Genomic DNA, 20,651 nt, shown 5'->3' with positions numbered 1-20,651 from the left:
AGGAGGTTGTGCGGTGAGGCCCGGAATCGGACCCGGCGGAATATTTGCCGGGTTCCGCATAGTCCGGTGGCTGGGTGCGGGCGGCATGGGCGAGGTGTTCCTCGCCCACGACCGCACGCTGCCGCGCCATGTCGCGCTCAAGGTGCTGACCGAGCAGGCCGGTCGCGACGCCGAGTTGCGGGCGCGCTTCCTGCGCGAGGCCGATATCGTCGCCCGGCTCGACCACCCCAATATCGTGACGGTGCATGCGCGCGGGGAGGAGCACGGACGGCTGTGGATCGCCATGGGATTCGTCGACGGCACCGACGTCGAGCGGGCGCTGAATCACGGCCCGCTCGATCCCGGCCGCGCCCTGCGCATCCTCACCGCGACGGCCGACGCCCTGGACTGCGCCCATGACGCGCGCGTCCTGCACCGGGATGTGAAGCCCGCCAACATCTTGCTGACCTCGGGTCCACGGGAACGGGTGGTGCTCACCGATTTCGGGATCGCCAAGTCGGTGGAGGAGAGTTCCTCGCTCACCCAGAAGGGCGACGTCCTGGCCAGCTTCCACTACTCGGCACCGGAACGACTGGACGGCACCACGTCCGGTGATCGGGCCAGCGACATCTACTCGCTGGGCTGCACACTGTTCCACATCCTCACCGGGCGCAGGCCGTTCGACGACACCGGGATCGCGCAGCTCATCTACGCGCACATGTATCAGCCGGTGCCGTCCGCCCGCGCCGCCAACCCGGTGCTCCCGGCGGCGTTGGACGCGGTGATCGCCCGGGCACTGGCCAAGAATCCCGCGGATCGCTACCGCACCTGCGAGGAACTCGCCGCCGCGGCCGCCGCCGCCTTCACCGCACCGGCCCCGCCGGTGACCGTGCTCAACACCGGGCCCGCCGTCCACCTCGTCGACCCGGCCGGCCCGCTGCCGACGATCTCGGCGGCGATCACCGCCGCCGCACCCGGCGACACGATCCTGATCTCACCGGGTGTGTACCGCGAAGCGCTGACCCTCGACAAAGTGTTGCGGCTGACGACTTCCGGTCCGCGCGACGCGGTGGTGATCAGTGCCGGGGACCGCGACACCATCACCTGCACCGTCGCGGGTGGCACGCTCGAATCGCTGACCATCGTGCAGGACGGTCAGGGCGCGTGCGTGTCCGTGCACGACGGCGGCGACCCGACCGTCCGGGACTGCGTGATCCGCGGCGGCGGCAGCGGCATCTCCGTCTTCGACGGCGGCCGAGGGACGTTCGAACGCAACGAGATCCACGGCACCGACAATTGGCGCAAGCGGGCGACGGTGCCCGTCGTCGTGCGCAGCGGCGCGAATCCGACCTTGCGCGCCAACACCATTCGGACGGGCGACTACATCGGCATCCGGATCACCGAGGGTGCCACCGGATTGTTCGACAGCAATACCATCCACTTCGGCGACGGCGCGAGCGATACCGACTGGCCGGCGGTGTGTATCGAATCCGGTGCCCGTCCGACCGTGGTGGGCAATACCATTCACGATCCCGACCAGCGGCGCAACGGCCGTCCGGAAGGCGTGATGGGCAGCCCGTTCGGGATCGTCTACATCGCCGACGAGACGACCGGTGGCCTGCTCGAGCGAAATATCGTGCACGCGCATGGCGACACCGTGGCCGTCGTCGTCAAGTACGGTGCCGCCCCGACCTTGCGGCACAATACGATTCGCGGCGGCAGCATCGGCATCCTGATGGACGGCGAACACACCGGCGGCCTGTTCGAGGAGAACCAGCTCACGGGAATCCGGGAGGCGGCCGTCCGCATCACCCGGCACGCCGCCCCGACCCTGCGCGGCAATATCATTCGCGACAACTCCGGCCACGGCGTGCACGTCGCCTCCGGTGAGACCGGCGGCTGATCACGCCTGCTGGGTCGGCAGGATGATCGCCTGACGCAGGTTCACGCGCGCCGGGCGACTGGTGGTGTAGGCGATGAGGTCGGCGATGTCCTCGGGCTGCAGCGACTCCATGAACTGGAACATGCCGTCCAATTGGCCGCTGAGTTCGGCATTGTCGACGTGGTTGCCGAGCTCGGTGTCGGTCAGGCCGGGCTCGATATTGGTGACCCGGACCTTGCGCGGACCGAGTTCGGTACGCAGGGTCGCCGACAACTGGGTGATCGCCGCCTGCGTCGCCCCGTACACCGCGTAGCTGGGGAACGGCACGTGCGCGCCGATCGAGGAGATATTGACCAGGTCGGCGCTGCGGCCCGCGTCGGCCGCGGCCAGCAGGTCGGGGACGAAGGCGCGGATCATGCGCAGCCGCCCACCCACATTGGTCTCCAGCATCCGGGTCCACTCGTCCTCACGACCGTCGGTGATCGGGTTGGGCAGCATCACGCCCGCCGAGTTCACCACCAGATCCACCGGCCCGAACGCCGCGTGCACGGCCTCGGCGGCCGCGGTGACGCTCGCGGAATCGGTGACGTCCACGGTGACCGCCAGCGCGGTCCCGCCCTCCGCCTCGATCTTGGCGGCCAGGGTCTCCAGCCGGTCGGCCCGCCGGGCCAGCAGCGCCACCCGGGCCCCGTTGCGGGCCAGCAGCAGTGCGGTGGCCTCGCCCATGCCGCTGGCGGCTCCGGCGATGACGGCGGTCCGGCCGGTCAGGTTCTCGTAGCTCATGTCCGAAAGCTCCTTCGCTGTGTTGCTTGTGAACTCATCCTGCAAGCGCGCGAAGGGCCCAGCGAGGGCACCGGTTTTCCTGGGTCTGGCAGTACCAGGATGGTTTCGTAGGCTGGTTGCCATGCAGACCGACCTCGGCGATTTCCTCCGCTCCCGCCGCTCCCGCATCCGTCCCGAGGACGCGGGCCTGCGCGAATACGGCCGCCGCCGGGTCCCGGGCCTGCGCCGCGAGGAGGTGGCGCAACTGGCCGGCGTCAGCGTCGACTACTACATCCGCCTGGAACAGGGCCGCGGCAAACATGTCTCGGACGCGGTGCTCGACGCGGTCGCCCGCGCACTGCGCCTGACCGATCCCGAACGCCTGCACCTCTACGCCCTGGCCCGCCCGAACGGCACCGTCGACGCCCACCCCACCACGACCACCGGCGTCTACCGCGACACCCTCCGCCCGGGTGCCCGCCTCATCCTCGACGCTCTCACCGCCCCCGCCTTCATCCTCGGCCGTCGCATGGACGTGCTGGCCTGGAACGCCATGGGCGACTTGGTTTCCGGCTTCTCCCGCGTCCCCGACGCCGAACGCAACCAGGCCCGCTACCTGTTCCTGGAACCCGCCGCCCCCACCTTCTACCCGGACTGGGAGGCGGTGGCGGCCGAAACCGTCGCCTACCTCCGCCGCGACGCGGGCCTGCACCCGGCCGACCCGGAGACCGCCGCCCTGGTCGAGGAACTCACCTCCCGCAGCCCGGCCTTCCGCCGCCACTGGGCCGCCCACCCGATCAAGGAAAAAACCTTCGGCGCCAAGCTGATCCACCACCCCGAGGTCGGCCCCCTCGACCTCGGCTACGAAACCCTGCTGCTCCCAGGCGATCCCGACCAACTCCTGGTCGTCTACACCGCCCCACCCGGCTCTCCGGCCGCCGCGGCCCTGTCGCGCCTGGCGGAACGGCACTCCGTCAGCGTGTGAGCGTGGCCGTGATGTTTGGATGCATCTGTGGAATTGCGTCAGTTGCGGTATTTCGTGACCGTTGCCGAGGAGCTGCACTTCGGCCGAGCCGCCGCGCGGTTGCATATCGCGCAGCCCGCGGTCAGCCAGCAGGTACAGCGGTTGGAACGGGACCTGCGAGTGCAGTTGCTGGACCGGTCGCCGCGACGAGTGCGGTTGACCGAGGCGGGATTGCGGTTCCTGCCCGCGGCGCGGGCGGTGCTGGCGGCGGCGGATCAGGCGCGGGCGAGTGTGGCCGACCTTGCCGGTGGACGAGCCGAGCTGTTCCGGCTCGGGACGGTGACCGGGTTGGGCGAGCGCTTGGACGCGGTGCTGGATGCCTTCGCCGAGCAAGCGCCGCAGGTGCAGGTCGAACTGGTGGCGGTGCCGGTGCGGGATCGGCTGGCGCAGGTGGCCGACGGGCGGCTCGACGCGGCGTTCGTGCGCTCACCGGAACCCGACGAGAGTCCGGAGCTGGATTTCCTGCCCGCCTGGGATGATCCGCTGGTCGTGGCGCTTCCGGCTAAACACCCGCTGGCGCAACAGGATTCGGTCCAGCTGACCGATCTGGGCCCGATCCCGCTGCGGCTGACCGAGCGGCGCAACCATCCCGCCCTGGTGGATCTGGTGCTGAACGCCTGTGTGCGTGCGGGTTTCGAGCCGACGCCCGCGCCCACCTCCACGACACTGCAGGACACGCTGGCCGCCATCGGTGCGGGCTCACCCATGTGGACGGTGGTCTACGAGTCGAATGCCCGGCAGGTGCACAACTCACGTGTCGCCTTCCGGCCGTTCGCGGATCCGGGAATGAGTCTGCCCATCGCGCTGGCGGTGCGCGCGGATGCCGCCTCGCCGAATCTGCGTCTGCTCGGGGCGCTGCTGGTCGAGCCCACTTCACGATAAGGATCGCTTATCGCTGCGCTCGCGACCTGCCCATTGGTCGGGGCGCGGAATTCCGGTGAACTGTTCTCAGGCCGCCGAAACGGCCGATATCCCAGCAGTTTTCACCGAGGAGAAGCATCATGCCCATCGTCACCGTGCAGCAGGGTCCCCGCACCGTCGAACTGAAGCGCGACCTGGTGCGCCGCATTACCGACGCCTTCGTCGACGCCTACCAGATCCCGGCCGAGGCCGTGCAGGTCTGGATCCACGAGACCCCCGCCGACAGCTGGGGCACCGCCGGCCGCCTCACCGCGGACGGCAAGTAGCCGGTCCTCGCCTGACAGCGGACTGCCAGACCGGGCAGTCACGCTGTCGGCCACCGACCTGTCGAGAACGGAACTCCCATGCCTTTCGCACCCGTCACCCTGAGCAATGGCCCCAGCACCGTCGAATACCTGGTCACCGGAACCGGTCCCGGCGTGGTGCTGGTGCACGGCACCTTCGCCCATGCCGAGGCCAACTGGGCGGAGTTGACCGCCGAGCTGAGCGAACGCTTCACCGTGGTGGCCCCCAACTACGCCGGCGCCGGAGCCACCACCGCACCCGACGCGGTGACCGTGGACGACCTGGCCGCGCAGGTGCTGGCCGCCGCCGACCATGCCGGGCTGACCACCTTCCAGCTGGCCGGGCATTCCCTGGGCGCGGTGACCGCGGCCACGCTGGCGGCTCGCCACCCCGATCGGGTGGAATCCCTTGTGCTGCATGCACCCTGGGCGGTCACCGGGACCCGCGCGGCCGCACTGTTCGACCTGTGGCAGCACCTGCTGCGCACCGATCTCGACGCCCTCGCCCGGCTGCTGCCGTTGACGGTGCTGCGCCCGGAAACCCTCTCCGGGTGGAGCACCGAAGTTTTCGAGCAAACCGTGGCCGCCTTCGCCGGTCTGCTCGATCCGCGTCAGGCGGTCCAGGTCGCCGCGGACCGCTCGGTCGATATCCGGGACCTGTTGCCCCGCATCGCCGCCCGCACGCTGGTACTGGGCAGCGCCTACGATCAGGTCGTTCCGATCGCCGAGCAGCGCGAGGTCGCCGATGTCATTCCCGCCGCCGAGTACCTCGAGTTCGAGGCCGGGCACGCGCTGCCGCTCGAGGACGGGGCCGGTTTCACCAAGGCGATCGCGGCGTTCTTCGACCGGAACTGACCCAAGACCGACCATCCGGTACCAAGAGATTTCGGGGCAGTTCCAACCCGATATCGACTGGGTATGCATGCAGGTAGAGCCAGTTTTTGGTGATAAACCGGCAGTATGACAGAGGATGTCGGCAGCGACGCCGTACCGACGGCGGCGGGACGCTCGGTGGAATTCTGGGGCTATTGCATGTGGGGCCTCGCGGGGCTGGCGATCGCCGTGTCCGAACTCGCTTCGGTGTTCAAGTTGGCGAGTTGGCCGACCATCTCCAATACGGTCGGGCACCTGGAGACCCAGCACTCGTGGGTCCGGCTGATCGTGGTCGCGGTGATCGTGCTGCTCGCCTATTACGCGGTGCCGCAACTGGCCACCGCGCCCGAACCGGTCGTGCAAACCGTCGGGGGCCGCACCCTCACCGTGAACGGCCGTGTGATGAAGGCGGATTCGCGGATCACGCTGCTGGGTGCGGGCTACCTACTGGCGGCCGTCGGGACCTACGTCTTCGGGGTGCTGTTCGCCGCGGCCGATCGAGGCATGCATCCGCACTCGTATCTGGGCGCGTACGTGCTCTACGGTCTGATCGCGCTCATGTGGGTGATCGTGCCGAGCATCCTGGCCATGTTCTTCAGCCGAGATGTCCCGTTCCCCACACTGTTTCGCACCGTCGGCTATCTGGAGCGCCGCGCACACCCGGTCGCGGCGATCCTGCTGGCCGGACTCGTGGTCCTGCTCATCCACCTGGCCTTCTATCCCTGGCCGGTGGTCGCCAACTGACTACTTGCGGCCGCGTAGCACCAGGAACGCCGCATAGGCGGCCCCCGCCAGGCCGACGACCACGACAACGCCGATAGTGCTGAGAATTGGGTCCACCCTTGCGATTCTAGGCTTTTCGATGCGGGCGGCGACGGATCGCCAGCGTGTCGGCGACCGACACGAGCAGTGTCGTGGTCTGCGGCGTGTGCGCCCACCAGCGATGGGCGACCCCGCCCGCGCAGTAGAAGGTGTCCCCGGCCGCCAGCTCGTGCTCGGTGCCATCCGCCACCACACTGATCGCGCCGCGCACCACATAGATCAATTCATCGTTGGCGTGGGTGAATTCGCGTTCGCCGTGCGCCGCGCCGCCGGTGAATTCCAGCGCGCGCAGATCCCGTTCGCCGTGCACGAGCGAACGCACCGACCCGTCGGCGGCCCCGGATTGCGGCAGCCGGGTATCGTCTCCGGCCCGCACCACCGGTGAGCGCGGCGCCTCGTCGGCGTCGGCGAGCAGCTCGGTCGCGGTGCAGCCCAACGCATCCGCGATGCGCTGCAAGGAGCGCAGGCTCGAATTGCTGTGCCCGTTCTCGAACTGACTCAGGAAAGACTGTGACAGCTCGGTCATTTCGGCCAGCCGCGCCAGGGTCAGTCCGGAGTCGAGCCGCCGGGTGTGCACGACCTGCCCGAGTCGCCGCCAGCGGTCATGAGAGTCAGCCATTGCGCACCTTTCCGGATTTGCCTCGAGCCGATTGGAAACCTTCAGCCCGGCTCCAATCTACTGAATATTCAGTGAGTCTGAATATTTGGAGGAACAGTGGAGCAGAACACCCTCAAGCGCCGGGGCATCGGACTCATCGACAGCGACCCGGAGCTGGCCTTTCCCGGCTACACGTTGTACGCGCCGCTGGCCGGGAACGGCCGCGTCGACCTGGTCGATCTGGCCGGGGAGAGCGTGCACCGCTGGCAGTTGCCCCACCGTCCCGGCCGGCACGCCCGGCTGCTGCCCGACGGCAGCCTGGCCTACAACGGCGCGACCCTGGCGGCGGGCGTGCTGTTCCCCATGTGGCGCAAGTACAGCGGCGGTTCACTGGGCAAGTACGCCCCCGACGGCACCCTGCTCGCCGAACACCGCGACGACCTGCAGCATCACGACGCCCACCACTACGACGACGGGCGCATCCTCTACACCGCGGTCGAACCGCTGACCGGCGCGGCGGCGGCTCGTATTCGCGGCGGTGTCCCGGGCAGTGAGGCGGACGGTGTGGTGTGGGCCGATGTCATCCGCGAGGTGGCCGCCGACGGCACCCTGCTGTGGGAGTGGCAGGCCGCCGTCCATCTCGACCCGGAAGACGCTGTGCTGCAACCGCATTACTGGCGCGAACACTGGCCGCTCATCAACAGCGTGTACCCGCTCGACGCGAACACCGTGGTGGCGAGCCTGCGCAGCGTGTCGGCGGTCATCGTGATCGACCGTGGCACCGGCGAATACCGGCTGCTCGCCGATCGCGGCACGGTCGCGCAGCAGCATCACGCCACCCCGGTCGGCGACGGCCGAATCCTGTTGCTGGACAACGGCACCTTCCGCACCGGCGAATCGGTGACCTACAGCCGCGTCCTCGAGATCGACCTGGCCACCGGCGAACCCGTGTGGACCTACCAGGATTCGCCGCGTGAGGCGTTCTTCACCCCGTACATGGGCGGGGCGCAACGGCTGGCGAACGGCAACACACTCATCACCGAGGCGGCGTTCGGGCGGATCTTCGAGGTGACCCGGGAGCGGCGGATCGTCTGGGAGTACGTGGTGCCGTCGTTCACCGAGTACCCGGATGCCGATACGGCCGCGGTCTTCCCGGGCGTCTCCAATGCCATCTTCCGCGCCTACCGGTATGCCGCCGAGGAGATCCCCTGGCTGTAGCGCGGCGCGCATGACTGATCATCCAAACAGGCGTATGCAGGACATATGGGTCGCCATCCGCAGCGGACGCCGCTCTACGGGGCGTTGATGCTGGTCGGGGTCATGCTCACCGGACTGTGGGTCCGGGACTGGCCCTGGCTGTGGCTGCGGGCGATCGGCTTTACAGCGCTGTTCCTGATTGCCTGTGCGGGGTTCCTCATGACCTTCCGGGATCTTTCCTAGGCTGAATATTGCATACATAGCGATTCATGCATATGGTGTTCGTCGGGCACTACCAAGGAGGGTTATGGGCGGGCATACGCACGAGCACGGACACGATCACGGGCACTCGCACGGTGCGACCGCGGACAGCGATAAGCGCTGGCTGGGCGGCGCGCTGGCGGTGATCGTGGTGTTCCTGCTCGGTGAGGTCGTGGTCGGCCTCGTCGCGGGATCACTGGCGCTGCTGTCCGACGCCGCGCACATGTTGACCGACGCGGCCTCGATCGTGTTGGCGCTGTGGGCGATCCGGCTGGCCGCCAGGCCCGCCGAGGGTCGCATGACCTACGGCTGGAAGCGCGCCGAGATTCTTTCCGCCCAGGCCAACGGCCTGACCCTGCTGGGCCTGGCGGCCTGGCTCACCTACGAGGCGATCCGTCGCCTCATCGACCCGCCCGACGTGACCGGCGGCCTGGTGCTGGTCACCGCCCTGATCGGCATCGTGGTGAACGTGCTGGCCAGCTGGATGATCAGCCGCGCCAACCGGACCAGTCTCAATGTCGAGGGCGCGTACCAGCACATCCTCAACGACCTGTTCGCCTTCATCGCCACGGCCATCGCCGGTCTGATCATCATGCTCACCGGTTTCGCCCGCGCCGACGGCATCGCAACCCTGATCGTGGTGGTGCTCATGGTGAAGGCCGGCGTCGGCCTGGTCCGCGCCTCGGGCCGAATCTTCCTAGAGGCCGCACCCGCCTACCTCGACCCGATCGAGATCGGCCGCGAAATGGCCGACGTCGACTCGGTGGTCGAGGTCCACGACCTCCACATCTGGGAAATCACCTCCGGCGTCCCGTCCCTCTCCGCACACATCCTGGTCGCCCCCGGCGCCGACAGCCAAGCCGTCCGCGCCTCGGTAGCCCACATGCTCGCCGACAAACACCACATCGACCACGCCGTCCTCCAGGTCGACTTCACCGACCACGACGAATGCCCCGAAGACGACCACGACCACGAACCCCACTGCGCCGAACCCCACGGCCCGGTCCACCGCAAAACCATCAGCACGAATTGAACTGCAGCCATGGGCTCGAGGCGTGACTACTACCGGGACCCGAACGCGCCCAAGCCGAATTCGCTGAAACCGGGTGGGTCAGCGCTGGTCGTGGACGAGCTCGGTCGGGTGCTGATGCAGCGGCGTGGTGACTCGGGGAATTGGTCGCTGCCCGGCGGGATCATGGAAGTCGGGGAGACCCTCGAGCAGTGCGTGATCCGGGAGACCTTCGAGGAGACCGGGCTGGATATCGAGATCACCGGTCTGCTCGGCATTTACACCGATCCGGAGCACGTTATCGAGTACTCGGACGGGGAAGTCCGGCAGGAGTTCGCCGTCGTCTACAACGGCCGGGCGGTGGGTGGTGAGATCCGGGTCTCGCACGAGTCCACCGAGGTTCGGTTCATTTCGCTGGAGGAGTTGGCGGGGTTGCCGGTGCACCCGACGGTTCGGCTGCGGCTGGAGCATCATCGGGAGCAGCGGCAGACTCCATGGCTGGGTTAGTCGCTCAGACGAGGTAGCGCCCGTACCAGTCGATTACGCGCTTCCAGGCTTCGGCGGCGGCGGTCGGCTGGTAGCGGGCGCCGGTGTCGTTGAAGAAGGCGTGGTCGGCGTTGTCGGCGACGTAGGTGTCGTGGGGGAGGCCCGCTTGATCGAGGGCGGATTCGGCGGCGGCTCGGGTGGCGTCGACGCGGGTGTCGAGGGCGCCGTAGACGGCCAGGACCGCGGCCTTGGAACCGGTGAATTGGCCGCCGTCGGGGAAGGGGCCGTAGAACGGGGTGGCGGCGGCGATTTCCGGGGTGGCGGAGGTGAGCAGTAGCCAGGTGAGGCCGCCGCCGAAGCAGAAGCCGGTGGCGCCCAGCTTCTTTCCGGGGGTGCGGCGACCGAGTTCGGCCAGGCCGGCGCGCAGGTCGGCGACGAAGCGGTCGTTGGGGATCTTGCTCAGTGCGGCGGTCGCGGCGGCGTCATCGGTGAAGATGGCGGTGCCGCCCTCCTCGGAGAGTAGGTCGACGGCCAGCGCGGAGTAGCCGACGCCCGCGAAACGGCCGGTGATGGAACGGATGTGGTCGGTGAGCCCCTTGTTCTCGTGGATCACCAGCACGCCGCCCTTGGGCGTGGCCGCCTCCGCCCACGCGGCCTGCAAGGTGCGACCGTCGGGGCCGGGCAGGGTGATCGCCGTGGACGGCAATGCCGTCGACTTCCCGGGCGGCGGAGCCGAAGACGACGCGGCCGCCGCCGTCGTACTCGGCGTGGCCTGTTTCGCCGACTCCCCGCACGCCGCCAGCAGCGCCACCGCCGCCGGTGTCCCGATCCCCATCAGCCCCAACCGCCGCAACGCTTCCCGGCGGCTGAGCAGCCCCTCCACATGATCGGTGGCGATTTCCTCCGCGATATAGCGCTGCAGCGGCGTCATGGCCCTCAGCCTAGGCCGCACCTCCGGCCCGGTCTCGGCCAAAACGCTGTGGATATGCTCGAGCCGCCGACTGTTCACCTGCGCCGATTAACAATTTCTGCGGGTCGCACGAATGTTCCTGTGGCATAACCGAACTGAAAGCGATGTGATCATGCGAGCGTTGCTCACCGCGGCCGCGGCTGTCCTGCTGGTCGGTGCTCTGGCAGGGTGCGACCCGGCCACCAGTACGCCCGGAGCCGCCCCGACGACTCAGTCGGCCCAGGTCACACAGCCTGCGCAGGGCACCCCGCCCACCACGCAGGCCAAGGCCACCACCCTGCCCAACCGCGACGATGTGAACGTGGACGCCCGCGACTTCGAGCAGCAGGGCCACTACTACTTCCAGTCGCCCAGCCAGAACATCAAATGCGGTATCTACGTGGACAATCTCAACACCGTCGGCTGCCAGTTGAAGAACGCCACCGTGATCCCGGCGGGCCTGAGCTGCGCCAACAATCCCGCCCACGAGGTGGCCGCCGCCGTCCAGAACGGCAAGCCGCAATTCATCTGCCTGAACCAGGGCGTCTTCGTCGGACCGCCGATCGACGGCTCGACCGCGCCCGGCTTCCACGAGGGCGGCGGCAAGGTGCTCGAGTACGGCCAGACCATCGGCGTGCGCGGGGTGATCTGCGAATCCATGACCTCCGGCGTCCGCTGCACCGTGGACGGCCACGGCTTCGTCATCGCCGCCGAGACCCAGTCCCTGTTCTGACCCCCTACGATGGCGGCGTGACCATCGATCCACTATCGGTGAACAGGCGAAACTGGGACGCCCGCGCGGGAATTCACGCCGCCAGCCGGTTCTACCGGGACCGGGATGCGAGCTACTGGTTCGCCCCTTTCGAATGGGAGGCCCTCGGCGAGCTGCGCGGCCGCGACATCCTGCACCTGCAATGCCATCTGGGCACGGAGACGGTCGAATTCGCGCGGCGCGGGGCCCGCGCGGTCGGCCTGGACTTCTCGGCGGAGTCGATCAAACACGCCCGCGAATTGGCCGGGGGCACGGTCGAATACGTGTGCGCGGACGTCTACGACGCGCGAACGGCCCTGCCCGGCAGGGATTTCGACATCATCTACACCGGCAAGGGCGCACTCTGCTACCTGCCCGACCTGACCGGCTGGGCACAGGTGATCGCCGATCTCCTGCGCCCGGGCGGCCTGCTCTACCTGGTCGAATTCCATCCGCTGCTGCACGCCCTGGGCCCGACCCCGCCGCCGGGCGTGGACCCGGATCAGCTACTGCTGCACGACGATTACCTGTCCGGCCGGGGCGCGCAACGCCGTGACAGCGTCCACACCTACACCGACGGCCCCGACCTCACCACCGACACCACCGCCTACGAATGGCGGCACGGTCTCGGCGAGGTCGTCAACGCGCTACTGGCCGCCGGTCTGCGCATCACCGGTCTCACCGAATCCGAGACGCTGCCGTGGCCGCGCTGGCCCGGCATGGTCCAGACCCCCGACGGCTGGTGGAAGCTGCCGCCGCCGGCCCCGATCATCCCGGTCCTCTACGGCCTTTCGGCGGTCAATGACCAGCGGGACTCGACCTTCGCGAGTCGCCAGTAGATCAACGCGATCGCCCACACCGCCACGAACAGTCCGACGATCACGAATCCCACATTGTTCAGATCGATGCCGGAGATCCACCCGGTGATCGGGTCGGTGAGATCCAGCTTGGCGTGCAGCACACCGACCAGTTCGATGGTGCCGATGAGGAACGCCACCGCGATCGACAGCCCGGTGATGGTGAGGTTGTAGTACACCTTGCGCACCGGATTCGAGAACGCCCAGTGGTAGGCGAAATTCATGAAGGTGCCGTCGAGCGTGTCGAACAGGCTCATGCCGGAGGCGAACAGCAGCGGCAGGCAGATGATCGCGTACCAGGGCAGCCCCGCGGCCGCACCGGACCCGGCCATCACCATCAGCGTCACCTCGGTGGCGGTGTCGAAGCCGATCCCGAACAGCAGCCCGATCGGATACATCTGTCCCGGCCGGGTGATGGACTTGGTCAGCCGTCCCAGGATCCGATTGATGAAACCCCGGCTGTCCAGGTGCTTTTCGAGCTCGTGTTCATCGAACTGCCCGGCCCGCATGGCCTTGAACACCCGCCAGATCCCGGCCAGCGCCACCAGGTTCAACGCCGCGATCAGATACAGGAAGCTGCCCGAGCTGAGCGTGGCGACCAGGCCGAGATCCTTGCGGGTCGCGGAGTCGTCATCGGCCAGCGTGGTCGCGAACCGCGCCCCGGCCGCGATGCCGACCGCCAGCAGCACCACCACGGTCGAGTGCCCGAGCGCGAACCAGAAGCCCACCGACACCGGACGTTTCCCGTCCGCCATCAGCTTGCGGGTGGTGTTGTCGATGGCGGCGATGTGGTCGGCGTCGAAGGCGTGCCGCATGCCGAGCGTGTAGGCGGTGACGCCCAGCCCGACCCCGAACACCTGGGTGCCGACCGTGTAGTGCCCGGGCAGCACCAGTGCGAACAGAATCCCGAACGCCACCACGTGCATGACGGCGATGGTCGCGAGCAGTCCGCCGGTGCGGATCCAGTCGCGGCGTTCCCAGCGCAGGGTGGGAACAGGGTTGGGTACAGACACAGAGCAGCCTTCCAGCACCTCGTGGAACGGTTCAACGGTGCCGTGGCCGGTCTCCTGGCTGACGGGTCGAACACCGGCGCGCCTGGTCTTCCGGGACCGAAATCCCGTGACCCCTGCCCGCGAGGACAGGACGACGCACCGACTAACCGATCACAGTGGCGAGGGCCGTGCCGGAATTACACCGGCTTCCCGAACACCACGGCGGCCCTCACACTAAGGGCCGCCGTGGCATTGCGGATATCCGGGTTCAGCCCAGCGTGATGACGGTCAGCGTGCCGTCGGCGTGTTGGGCGCGCAGCCGCTTCTTGTCGAACTTGCCGACGCTGGTCTTGGGGACCTCCTCGATGAAGGCCCAGTGCTCCGGCAGCTGCCACTTGGCGAACTTGGGCGCCAGGAAGTCGCGCAGCTCTTCGGGTTTCGCCTCGGAGCCTGCCACCAGCACGACCGCGACCAGCGGACGCTCGTCCCACTTCGCGTCCGGGATGCCGATGACCGCGGCCTCGGCGACCGCCGGATGCCCGACCACCGCGTTCTCCAGGTCCACCGACGAGATCCATTCGCCGCCGGACTTGATCACGTCCTTGGAGCGGTCCACCAGGGTCAGATAGCCGTTGGGGCTGATCTTGCCGACATCGCCGGTGCGCAGCCAGCCGTCGTCGAACTTGTCCGGATCGACCTCGGCGCCGGTGGGGGAGTAGTAGGACCCGGTGATCCAGGGCCCGCGAACCTCGAGCTCGCCCAGCGCTTCTCCGTCGTTCGGGAGCACGCTGCCGTCATCGCCGACCAGTCGCGCCTGCACCCCGGCCGGGAATCGGCCCTGCGTGTAGCGGTAGGCCCACGCCTCTTCGCCTTCGGCCCCGGCCGGCGGGTGGCCGACCGAACCGAGCGGGGAGGTCTCGGTCATGCCCCACGCGTGCAGCAGCTTGACGTGGTGCTGCTCTTCGAAGGCCCGCATCATCGACGGCGGCACCGCCGCACCGCCGACCACGCAGGTGCGCAGGTACGAAATGTCTTGCGGCTGCGCCTGCAGGGCCGCCAGCACGCCACCCCAGATGGTGGGCACGGCCGCCGCGAAGGTCGGCTTCTCCTGCTCCATCATCTGCAGCAGCGGGGCGGGCTGCAGGAAGCGGTCGGGCATGAGCACATTCGCGCCCGACATGAGCGCCGCGTACGGGATGCCCCAGGCGTTGGCGTGGAACAGCGGCACGATGGCCAGCACGGTGTCGGCGGCGGTGAAGCCCATGCCGTTGGGGGAGATCACCTGCATGGCGTGCAGCCAGTTGGAGCGGTGCGAGTAGACGACGCCCTTGGGGTCGCCGGTGGTGCCGGAGGTGTAGCACATGCCCGCGGCCGACCGCTCGTCGATGACCGGGAAGTCGTAGCTGTCCGATTGCGCGGCAAGCAGTTCTGTGTACGCGTGCACGGTGACGCCCTCGGGCGCGGTCACGGTCGCGACATCCCCGTTGGCGACGATGACGTGGCGCACGGTCTTCAGATTCGGCAGGTACTGGTTGAACATCGGTACCAGCGAGCCGTCCACGATGACCACCTGGTCCTCGGCGTGGTTGGCCACGTACACCAGCTGCTCGGGGAACAACCGGATGTTCAGTGCGTGCAGCACCGCGCCCATCGCGGGCACCGCGATATAGGCGACCATGTGCTCGTTGTTGTTCCACATGAACGTGCCGACCCGATCGCCGACGCCGATGCCCAGGTCACGCAGGGCATTGGCGAGGCGGGCCGCATCCTGGCCGATCTCACGATAGGTCTGGGTGCGTACGCCGTCGCCGGTCCAGGTGGAGACATGGCTGTCGCCCTGGAAGGTGGAGGCGTAGCGCAGCAGCGTCGCGAGTGACAGCTGCTCGTCCTGCATGGTGCTCAACATTTCCCAACCGCTCCTTGCACGTACCTACTGGGGAGTGAACTGAGTCACTTGCGGCGAGCCTAGCCGAATTCGGACACGCGGGGTCGGGCCCCCGGTGGAGCGCGGAGATTGTTCGGATGGTGCGGAAATATTCGAGCTGCGGGCGGCGGACCCCACCTCCGCCACCCGCAGCTCGTGCCGACCCGCCGCCGCCCAACACGACGACCAGCCGGCTCCGCGGTCCTGATCGGCGTCGACGTGCTGACGCAACCCCCTGCGGCTGCGCAGAATAGCCAATCACTAACCAGGACAAGCAAATTGGAGCAAGAACTTCCGTGAATATATTGAGTGTGACACCGGGTTGTCCAGTCGGGGACAGCGTCGCAGGTCAGACCCTACTCACTGGCTCGGACAGTGAGGTGTGAGCTAGGTGAGCGTGCGCTTGCTCACAAGACGTGGCCGAAAATACCGATTGACTGACCGGCGATGTCTTCGTGACCAGCGAGAACGGCCTCTAACGTTGGGGATATGCAGCGAGAGCCGTCCATCCTGATCATCGGTGCCGGGTTCGCCGGACTGGGCCTGGCCCTGGAATTGCGGCGGCACGGCCTGACCAACTTCACCATCCTGGAGAAGGCCGCGGACCTCGGCGGCGTGTGGCGGGAGAACACCTATCCGGGGGCTGCCTGCGATGTGCCGTCGCCGCTGTACTCGTGGTCGTTCGAGCCGAAATCCGATTGGCCGCGCCGGTTCTCGCACCAGGCCGACATCCACGCCTACATGCGCACGGTCGCCGAGAAGCACGACCTGCCGGCGCACATCCACTTCGGCAGCGAGGTCGTCGACGCGGAATTCGATGAGCAGGGCGGCATCTGGCGCGTCCGCACCGCCGACGGCGTCACCCACCTCGCCGACGTCCTCATCCCCGCGGTCGGGCAGCTGTCCCGCCCGGCCCTGCCCAACCTGCCCGGCATCGACACCTTCACCGGCGCGGCATTCCACTCGGCCGAATGGGACCACTCGGTCGATCTCACCGGGAAGCGGGTCGCCTGCATCGGCACGGGAGCCAGTGCCATCCAATACATTCCGGCCATCCAGCCGCAGGTCGAGCAGCTGACCCTGTTCCAGCGTTCGGCCGCCTGGGTGCTGCCCAAGTTCGATACCGAGTACACCCCGCTGCATCACGCCATGTTCAAGCACGTGCCGGGCACCCGGCTGGCCGAACGGTTCGCCATCTGGGCCTTCTTCGAGGTGATGGCGCTGGCGCTGACCGATGTCCCGGCCATCAAGACGCCGGTGATCGCCATCGCCGATCGGCATCGGGCCAAGCAGATTCCGGATGACGCGTTGCGCGCCAAGCTGACTCCCGACTACGCGGCCGGTTGCAAGCGCGGACTGTTCTCCAACGAGTACTTCCCGGCGCTGGCCCGGGACAATGTGCGGGTGGAGACCGCGGCCATCGAGGCGGTGACGCCCACCGGCATCCGCACCGCCGACGGTGTCGAGCACGCGGTCGATGTGATCGTCTACGGGACCGGATTCAAGGGCACCGAATTCCTGGCGCCCATGAACATCTATGGGCTGCAAGGCCGCAAGCTGGCCGACGAGTGGACGCAGGGCGCGCGCGCCTTCCTCGGCATGTCGGTGCCCGGCTTCCCGAACCTGTTCATGATGTACGGGCCGAACACCAATGTGGGGTCGGGCTCGATCATCTACATGCTGGAATCGCAGGCCCGCTATATCCGGCAGGTGATCGAGTATCTGGCGGTCCGGCCGGGCCGGTTCCTGGCCGCGCGCCCGGAGGTCGAGCGGGAGTGGGACGACTGGCTGCAGCGGCGGTTGAAGGACACGCCGTGGAACTTCTGCTCGAGCTGGTATCGCAACGCCTCGGGGCGGATCACCAACAACTGGCCGGGTGCGACGGTGCTGTTCCGTTGGAAGACAAAGGCATTCGCGGCGGATGACTTCGACGAGGGGCAAGCCACCCGGCGATAGGGGGTTGGATGCGGCCTTGACTACCCGGCCCAACTGTCTGAGACTGTTGACAGTCCAGCGTGAGATCGTCTGAGACACAGGCGGCAGTGCTGGCATCCAGCCCGGAGGGTCTCAATGACGCTGACCACCGCTGCCATCCCCGTCGAATCCCTGCCGCAACGCGCCGCCCGCTGGGCCCGCGAATGCGGGGAATGGGCGCGCGTCCCCTTCCTCCCCGCCGGTGAACGGGTCGGCCGCGTCTACGACATCGTCGGCCCGCAGAATCTCTTCGGCGAGGATTCGCTCTTCATCAACCTCGGCTACTGGCGCGCGAACCCCGCCACTCTCGACGAGGCCAGCCGCGACCTGGCCCGGCTGGTCGCCCGCGAGGCCGACCTCGGCCCCGACGACATCCAGCTGGACGTCGGATTCGGTTACGGCGACCAGGATTTCCTGTGGGCCACCGAATTCGGGCCGAAGGAGATCATCGGCATGAACATCGCGACCGAGCAGATCGAGATCGCCACCCGTCGCGCCGCCGATCTCGGCCTGTCCGACCGCATCCGCTTCGAATACGGCTCGGCCATCGACCTGCCGCGTGCCGACGCCTCCTGCACCAAGGTCACCGCACTGGAGTCGGCCTTCCATTTCCCTTCGCACGAACGGTTTTTCGCCGAGGCGTACCGGGTGTTGCAACCGGGCGGGCGACTGGTCACGGCCGATATCACGCTGCGCCCGAACACGGTCAACGAAATGGTGATGCGCGCCTCGGACCGGGCGGGGGAGCGCAATGTCTACGACCTGCGCCGGTATCGAAAGGCCCTGTCCGAGGCCGGGTTCGACGAGGTCACCACCTACTCGATCCGCCGCGACGTCTACCGCCCGCTCGCCCGCCACCTGAGCAAGCGGCTGCGCGATCCCGACATGCGCCGCGTGAATCCGGTGCTGCGCGCCACTTTCAGCCGTCCCGGCCTGATCGTCTGGGGCCCGTGGGCCGACTACATCATCGCCGTCGCGACCAAGCGTCCATAGGTCGAATCTATGGACGCCTAGAAAATTGCCTGCTACCTGCGAGATCGCGGTGGGCGCAAGCTGAATACATGATCCGCCAACGCCCCCGCCCCACCTTCCCTGAATGGCTCGGCTACACCGTGGGCCGCCCCATGCCCCTCGACCTGCAGGACTGGGTCCTTCGCGACCTGACCGGAAAACACGCCTACGCAAGGCATCTCGCCCGAGGCATGGTCCCCTTCCTCCCTCTCTTCGCGGCCTTCCTGCTGGCCTTCCCCGGCCCCTTCTGGATCCGCCTCGCCATGACCGCCCTCGCCCTGATCCTCGCCCTCTTCTACTGCGCCGCCTACATGGCTCCCAACCGCGCCCACCGCCTGGCCCAGCACCACCTCCCCGTCACCCTCGACGCCCCCGGCATCCTGCACGCCACCCCCGTCGAACGCGCCCGCTACACCGCCAACCACCCCCACTGACCGGCGCACCCGCACGGATGCGGCCCCCAGCCCCACCTCCGGGTAGACTCCCCGACGACCACGCCGGTCACCCCGACCAGCCCTCGTAGCTCAGGGGATAGAGCACCGCTCTCCTAAAGCGGGTGTCGCAGGTTCGAATCCTGCCGAGGGCACATTTCGGACCATCATTCGCCCAGGCCGAGGTGGCGGAATTCGGTTGTGGCTTCGGATAATTCGGCGACTTCGCCACACTCCCTGAAACCAGGTTCTGGATGAGTGCTGCGCCGGCTCGAACTGTTTCAGCGTTCTAGTTGCGTTGAGACTAGTTTCGTGGCTACTATCGCTTCAGATGGAGCGCTAGGAGCGGCAAATGAGCAAGGCGACAACAGCATTGGTGATCGGCGGCGGTGTAGCCGGGTCGGTGATTGCGCTGGCACTGCGCAAAGCGGGGATCGCGGCCACCGTGTACGAGCGGTATCCGGTGGCTGCGGATGGCGTCGGGGCCGGGTTGAGTCTGGCTCCCAATGGGCAGCAGGCGTTGCGGATCATCGGGGCCGACGGTGTTCTCGACACGATCGGGATCGACATGCCCGGGTCGATCTTCGGTGATGCCAACGGCAATATCTTCACCGAGTTCGCGGGCTTCCCCGATCTGCCTGCGACGAAAGTCATGGCCCGCGCGGATCTGTTCCGGGCGCTGGCCGACCACGCGGCGGCGGCCGGGGTGCGGTTCGAGTACGACAAGAAGGTGGTGTCGGTCGCCGAAACCGCGGAGGCGGTGACCGCGACTTTCGCCGACGGCAGCACCGCGACCGCCGACATCCTGATCGGTGCCGACGGAATCCGTTCCACCGTGCGCACTCTCATCGACCCGGAGGCGCCGGGACCCGAATACGGCGGTGTGCTGAGCTTCGGCGGCATCGCGCGCGGCAGTGGCGTGGCGACGAAGGAGGGGATGATGTACTTCGCCTTCGGTCGCACCTTCGTCGGCTACTACCAGATCCCCGCCGGCGCCGTGGTCGGTGTCGGCCGCGGTGGGCAGGACGACCCGGACCCCACCAATGCGGACGCCAATATCGCCTGGTTCGCCAGCCTGCCCCGAACCGAACCCTTGACCTCGGCTGAAACCAACGAAATCTCCAACGCCGAATGGCTGACCCGGCTGCGGGAGTTGTACGCGGGCCACGTGCCGGGCGAAAACCTGCTCGACCACACCGCGCCGGAGGATCTGACCGTGGTCGGTCCGATGGAACTGATGCCGTCAGTGCCGACCTGGCACCGCGGCCGGATCGTGCTGGTGGGTGACTCCGCGCACGCCCCGTCGTCCAGTTCCGGCCAGGGTGCCTCGCTGGCCATCGAAAGCGCCGTCGAACTCGCCCGTTGCCTGCGTGACCTCCCGATCGCCGACGCTTTCACCGCCTACGAGCAACTGCGCCGCCCGCGGGTGGAGGCGATCGCCGCCGGCGCCCGTGGTGCGAACAAGGCCAAGGCGGAAGGCAAGTCGGCCGGCCAACCGGCCCTCCCCGCTCCGGAGGAGATGTTCCGTGCCACCCACCGGCACGTCATCGACTGGGACCGAACCGTCACCGTGAACCCCGGCGAATAGGTCGCTGAACGAATATTTGAACTGACTCACTATCATTTCAGAAACTGGTCCGCTGACCATTTCTGCGTGATCTAAT

21 protein-coding genes, 1 tRNA gene and 1 riboswitch are annotated in these 20,651 nt (G+C 67.8%); of the genes, 17 read left to right on the top strand and 5 right to left on the bottom strand.

The window, feature by feature from the left end:
- The first annotated feature begins 13 nt into the window (after positions 1-13).
- Positions 14-1,882: a protein kinase gene (locus ACFXHA_RS07685; protein ID WP_379354092.1), complete on the top strand. Its 1,869-nt coding sequence runs from the start codon at positions 14-16 to the stop codon at positions 1,880-1,882.
- Here ACFXHA_RS07685 and ACFXHA_RS07680 read toward each other — a convergent pair whose 3' ends face one another.
- On the bottom strand, positions 1,883-2,644 hold the full coding sequence (locus ACFXHA_RS07680) for an SDR family oxidoreductase (protein ID WP_379354090.1): 762 nt from the start codon (positions 2,642-2,644) through the stop codon (positions 1,883-1,885).
- A 121-nt stretch (positions 2,645-2,765) separates the two neighbouring features.
- Between ACFXHA_RS07680 and ACFXHA_RS07675 the strand changes: the two genes are divergently transcribed.
- The 5 genes from ACFXHA_RS07675 (at position 2,766) to ACFXHA_RS07655 (ending at position 6,469) form a co-directional block, all read left to right on the top strand.
- Positions 2,766-3,608, top strand: a complete 843-nt coding sequence (locus ACFXHA_RS07675; RefSeq protein ID WP_379354088.1) for a helix-turn-helix transcriptional regulator — start codon at positions 2,766-2,768, stop codon at positions 3,606-3,608.
- 27 nt (positions 3,609-3,635) lie between these two features.
- On the top strand, positions 3,636-4,529 hold the full coding sequence (locus ACFXHA_RS07670; RefSeq protein WP_379354086.1) for a LysR substrate-binding domain-containing protein: 894 nt from the start codon (positions 3,636-3,638) through the stop codon (positions 4,527-4,529).
- Positions 4,530-4,648: 119 nt separating this feature from the next.
- A complete protein-coding gene (dmpI, locus tag ACFXHA_RS07665) occupies positions 4,649-4,834 on the top strand; it encodes a 4-oxalocrotonate tautomerase DmpI (RefSeq protein WP_036545806.1) in 186 nt (61 codons plus the stop codon).
- Positions 4,835-4,912: 78 nt separating this feature from the next.
- Entirely contained in the window at positions 4,913-5,707 is a 795-nt protein-coding gene (locus ACFXHA_RS07660) for an alpha/beta fold hydrolase (protein WP_379354084.1), read from the top strand.
- 105 nt (positions 5,708-5,812) lie between these two features.
- Positions 5,813-6,469 carry a hypothetical protein gene (locus ACFXHA_RS07655; protein WP_379354082.1) on the top strand — a complete coding sequence of 219 codons (657 nt, stop codon included), beginning with the start codon at positions 5,813-5,815 and terminating at the stop codon, positions 6,467-6,469.
- Positions 6,470-6,575: 106 nt separating this feature from the next.
- Here the strand turns inward: ACFXHA_RS07655 and ACFXHA_RS07650 are convergent, their stop codons facing one another.
- Complete coding sequence (locus ACFXHA_RS07650) at positions 6,576-7,166, bottom strand: helix-turn-helix domain-containing protein (protein ID WP_379354081.1); 591 nt, start codon at positions 7,164-7,166, stop codon at positions 6,576-6,578.
- Positions 7,167-7,262: 96 nt separating this feature from the next.
- On the opposite strand from ACFXHA_RS07650, the gene ACFXHA_RS07645 reads away from it, so the two are divergent.
- The 4 genes from ACFXHA_RS07645 to ACFXHA_RS07630 all read left to right on the top strand — a co-directional run bounded on the left by ACFXHA_RS07645 (position 7,263) and on the right by ACFXHA_RS07630 (position 10,119).
- Positions 7,263-8,363, top strand: coding sequence for an aryl-sulfate sulfotransferase (locus tag ACFXHA_RS07645; RefSeq protein WP_379354079.1), 1,101 nt, complete (start codon positions 7,263-7,265; stop codon positions 8,361-8,363).
- A gap of 45 nt (positions 8,364-8,408) precedes the next feature.
- On the top strand, positions 8,409-8,585 hold the full coding sequence (locus ACFXHA_RS07640; protein ID WP_379354077.1) for a hypothetical protein: 177 nt from the start codon (positions 8,409-8,411) through the stop codon (positions 8,583-8,585).
- Between the two features lie 64 nt (positions 8,586-8,649).
- Positions 8,650-9,636 carry a cation diffusion facilitator family transporter gene (locus tag ACFXHA_RS07635; RefSeq protein WP_379354076.1) on the top strand — a complete coding sequence of 329 codons (987 nt, stop codon included), beginning with the start codon at positions 8,650-8,652 and terminating at the stop codon, positions 9,634-9,636.
- Positions 9,637-9,645: 9 nt separating this feature from the next.
- Positions 9,646-10,119: an NUDIX domain-containing protein gene (locus tag ACFXHA_RS07630; protein ID WP_379354074.1), complete on the top strand. Its 474-nt coding sequence runs from the start codon at positions 9,646-9,648 to the stop codon at positions 10,117-10,119.
- 4 nt (positions 10,120-10,123) lie between these two features.
- Here ACFXHA_RS07630 and ACFXHA_RS07625 read toward each other — a convergent pair whose 3' ends face one another.
- Positions 10,124-11,029, bottom strand: coding sequence for a dienelactone hydrolase family protein (locus tag ACFXHA_RS07625; RefSeq protein ID WP_379354072.1), 906 nt, complete (start codon positions 11,027-11,029; stop codon positions 10,124-10,126).
- A 151-nt stretch (positions 11,030-11,180) separates the two neighbouring features.
- On the opposite strand from ACFXHA_RS07625, the gene ACFXHA_RS07620 reads away from it, so the two are divergent.
- Complete coding sequence (locus ACFXHA_RS07620) at positions 11,181-11,780, top strand: hypothetical protein (RefSeq protein WP_379354070.1); 600 nt, start codon at positions 11,181-11,183, stop codon at positions 11,778-11,780.
- Between the two features lie 17 nt (positions 11,781-11,797).
- Positions 11,798-12,637 carry a class I SAM-dependent methyltransferase gene (locus tag ACFXHA_RS07615; protein ID WP_379354068.1) on the top strand — a complete coding sequence of 280 codons (840 nt, stop codon included), beginning with the start codon at positions 11,798-11,800 and terminating at the stop codon, positions 12,635-12,637.
- Here ACFXHA_RS07615 and ACFXHA_RS07610 read toward each other — a convergent pair.
- Together ACFXHA_RS07610 and ACFXHA_RS07605 are read right to left on the bottom strand one after the other, a co-directional pair.
- Positions 12,580-13,668: a HoxN/HupN/NixA family nickel/cobalt transporter gene (locus tag ACFXHA_RS07610; RefSeq protein WP_379354066.1), complete on the bottom strand. Its 1,089-nt coding sequence runs from the start codon at positions 13,666-13,668 to the stop codon at positions 12,580-12,582. The genes ACFXHA_RS07615 and ACFXHA_RS07610 overlap by 58 nt on opposite strands.
- Positions 13,669-13,694: 26 nt before the next feature.
- A riboswitch (cobalamin riboswitch) is annotated at positions 13,695-13,884 on the bottom strand.
- Between the two features lie 31 nt (positions 13,885-13,915).
- Complete coding sequence (locus ACFXHA_RS07605) at positions 13,916-15,553, bottom strand: long-chain fatty acid--CoA ligase (protein WP_379354065.1); 1,638 nt, start codon at positions 15,551-15,553, stop codon at positions 13,916-13,918.
- A gap of 507 nt (positions 15,554-16,060) precedes the next feature.
- Between ACFXHA_RS07605 and ACFXHA_RS07600 the strand changes: the two genes are divergently transcribed.
- The 5 genes from ACFXHA_RS07600 (at position 16,061) to ACFXHA_RS07580 (ending at position 20,575) form a co-directional block, all read left to right on the top strand.
- Positions 16,061-17,527, top strand: coding sequence for a flavin-containing monooxygenase (locus tag ACFXHA_RS07600; RefSeq protein ID WP_379354063.1), 1,467 nt, complete (start codon positions 16,061-16,063; stop codon positions 17,525-17,527).
- 114 nt (positions 17,528-17,641) lie between these two features.
- Positions 17,642-18,538 carry an SAM-dependent methyltransferase gene (locus ACFXHA_RS07595; RefSeq protein ID WP_379354061.1) on the top strand — a complete coding sequence of 299 codons (897 nt, stop codon included), beginning with the start codon at positions 17,642-17,644 and terminating at the stop codon, positions 18,536-18,538.
- Positions 18,539-18,606: 68 nt separating this feature from the next.
- Entirely contained in the window at positions 18,607-18,990 is a 384-nt protein-coding gene (locus ACFXHA_RS07590; protein ID WP_379354059.1) for a DUF5313 family protein, read from the top strand.
- Positions 18,991-19,069: 79 nt separating this feature from the next.
- A tRNA-Arg gene (locus ACFXHA_RS07585) sits at positions 19,070-19,142 on the top strand.
- Positions 19,143-19,339: 197 nt separating this feature from the next.
- Positions 19,340-20,575, top strand: coding sequence for an FAD-dependent oxidoreductase (locus ACFXHA_RS07580; protein WP_379354057.1), 1,236 nt, complete (start codon positions 19,340-19,342; stop codon positions 20,573-20,575).
- Positions 20,576-20,651: the final 76 nt, after the last annotated feature.

Source organism: Nocardia sp. NPDC059240 (assembly GCF_042753865.1).
Taxonomy (GTDB): domain Bacteria; phylum Actinomycetota; class Actinomycetes; order Mycobacteriales; family Mycobacteriaceae; genus Nocardia.
Note: the sequence above shows the minus strand (reverse complement) of the source record. Positions and strands in the feature narration are given on the sequence as shown.

What these genes read in the sequence shown, in the direction of transcription:
- ACFXHA_RS07640 (WP_379354077.1), top strand. Translation starts at nt 8,409, where the DNA reads ATGGGTCGCCATCCGCAGCGGACGCCGCTCTACGGGGCGTTGATGCTG.
- ACFXHA_RS07590 (WP_379354059.1), top strand. Translation starts at nt 18,607, where the DNA reads ATGATCCGCCAACGCCCCCGCCCCACCTTCCCTGAATGGCTCGGCTAC.
- dmpI (WP_036545806.1), top strand. Translation starts at nt 4,649, where the DNA reads ATGCCCATCGTCACCGTGCAGCAGGGTCCCCGCACCGTCGAACTGAAG.
- ACFXHA_RS07655 (WP_379354082.1), top strand. Translation starts at nt 5,813, where the DNA reads ATGACAGAGGATGTCGGCAGCGACGCCGTACCGACGGCGGCGGGACGC.
- ACFXHA_RS07680 (WP_379354090.1), bottom strand. Translation starts at nt 2,644, where the DNA reads ATGAGCTACGAGAACCTGACCGGCCGGACCGCCGTCATCGCCGGAGCC.
- ACFXHA_RS07600 (WP_379354063.1), top strand. Translation starts at nt 16,061, where the DNA reads ATGCAGCGAGAGCCGTCCATCCTGATCATCGGTGCCGGGTTCGCCGGA.
- ACFXHA_RS07635 (WP_379354076.1), top strand. Translation starts at nt 8,650, where the DNA reads ATGGGCGGGCATACGCACGAGCACGGACACGATCACGGGCACTCGCAC.
- ACFXHA_RS07595 (WP_379354061.1), top strand. Translation starts at nt 17,642, where the DNA reads ATGACGCTGACCACCGCTGCCATCCCCGTCGAATCCCTGCCGCAACGC.
- ACFXHA_RS07630 (WP_379354074.1), top strand. Translation starts at nt 9,646, where the DNA reads ATGGGCTCGAGGCGTGACTACTACCGGGACCCGAACGCGCCCAAGCCG.
- ACFXHA_RS07650 (WP_379354081.1), bottom strand. Translation starts at nt 7,166, where the DNA reads ATGGCTGACTCTCATGACCGCTGGCGGCGACTCGGGCAGGTCGTGCAC.
- ACFXHA_RS07580 (WP_379354057.1), top strand. Translation starts at nt 19,340, where the DNA reads ATGAGCAAGGCGACAACAGCATTGGTGATCGGCGGCGGTGTAGCCGGG.
- ACFXHA_RS07605 (WP_379354065.1), bottom strand. Translation starts at nt 15,553, where the DNA reads ATGTTGAGCACCATGCAGGACGAGCAGCTGTCACTCGCGACGCTGCTG.
- ACFXHA_RS07625 (WP_379354072.1), bottom strand. Translation starts at nt 11,029, where the DNA reads ATGACGCCGCTGCAGCGCTATATCGCGGAGGAAATCGCCACCGATCAT.
- ACFXHA_RS07660 (WP_379354084.1), top strand. Translation starts at nt 4,913, where the DNA reads ATGCCTTTCGCACCCGTCACCCTGAGCAATGGCCCCAGCACCGTCGAA.
- ACFXHA_RS07620 (WP_379354070.1), top strand. Translation starts at nt 11,181, where the DNA reads ATGCGAGCGTTGCTCACCGCGGCCGCGGCTGTCCTGCTGGTCGGTGCT.
- ACFXHA_RS07675 (WP_379354088.1), top strand. Translation starts at nt 2,766, where the DNA reads ATGCAGACCGACCTCGGCGATTTCCTCCGCTCCCGCCGCTCCCGCATC.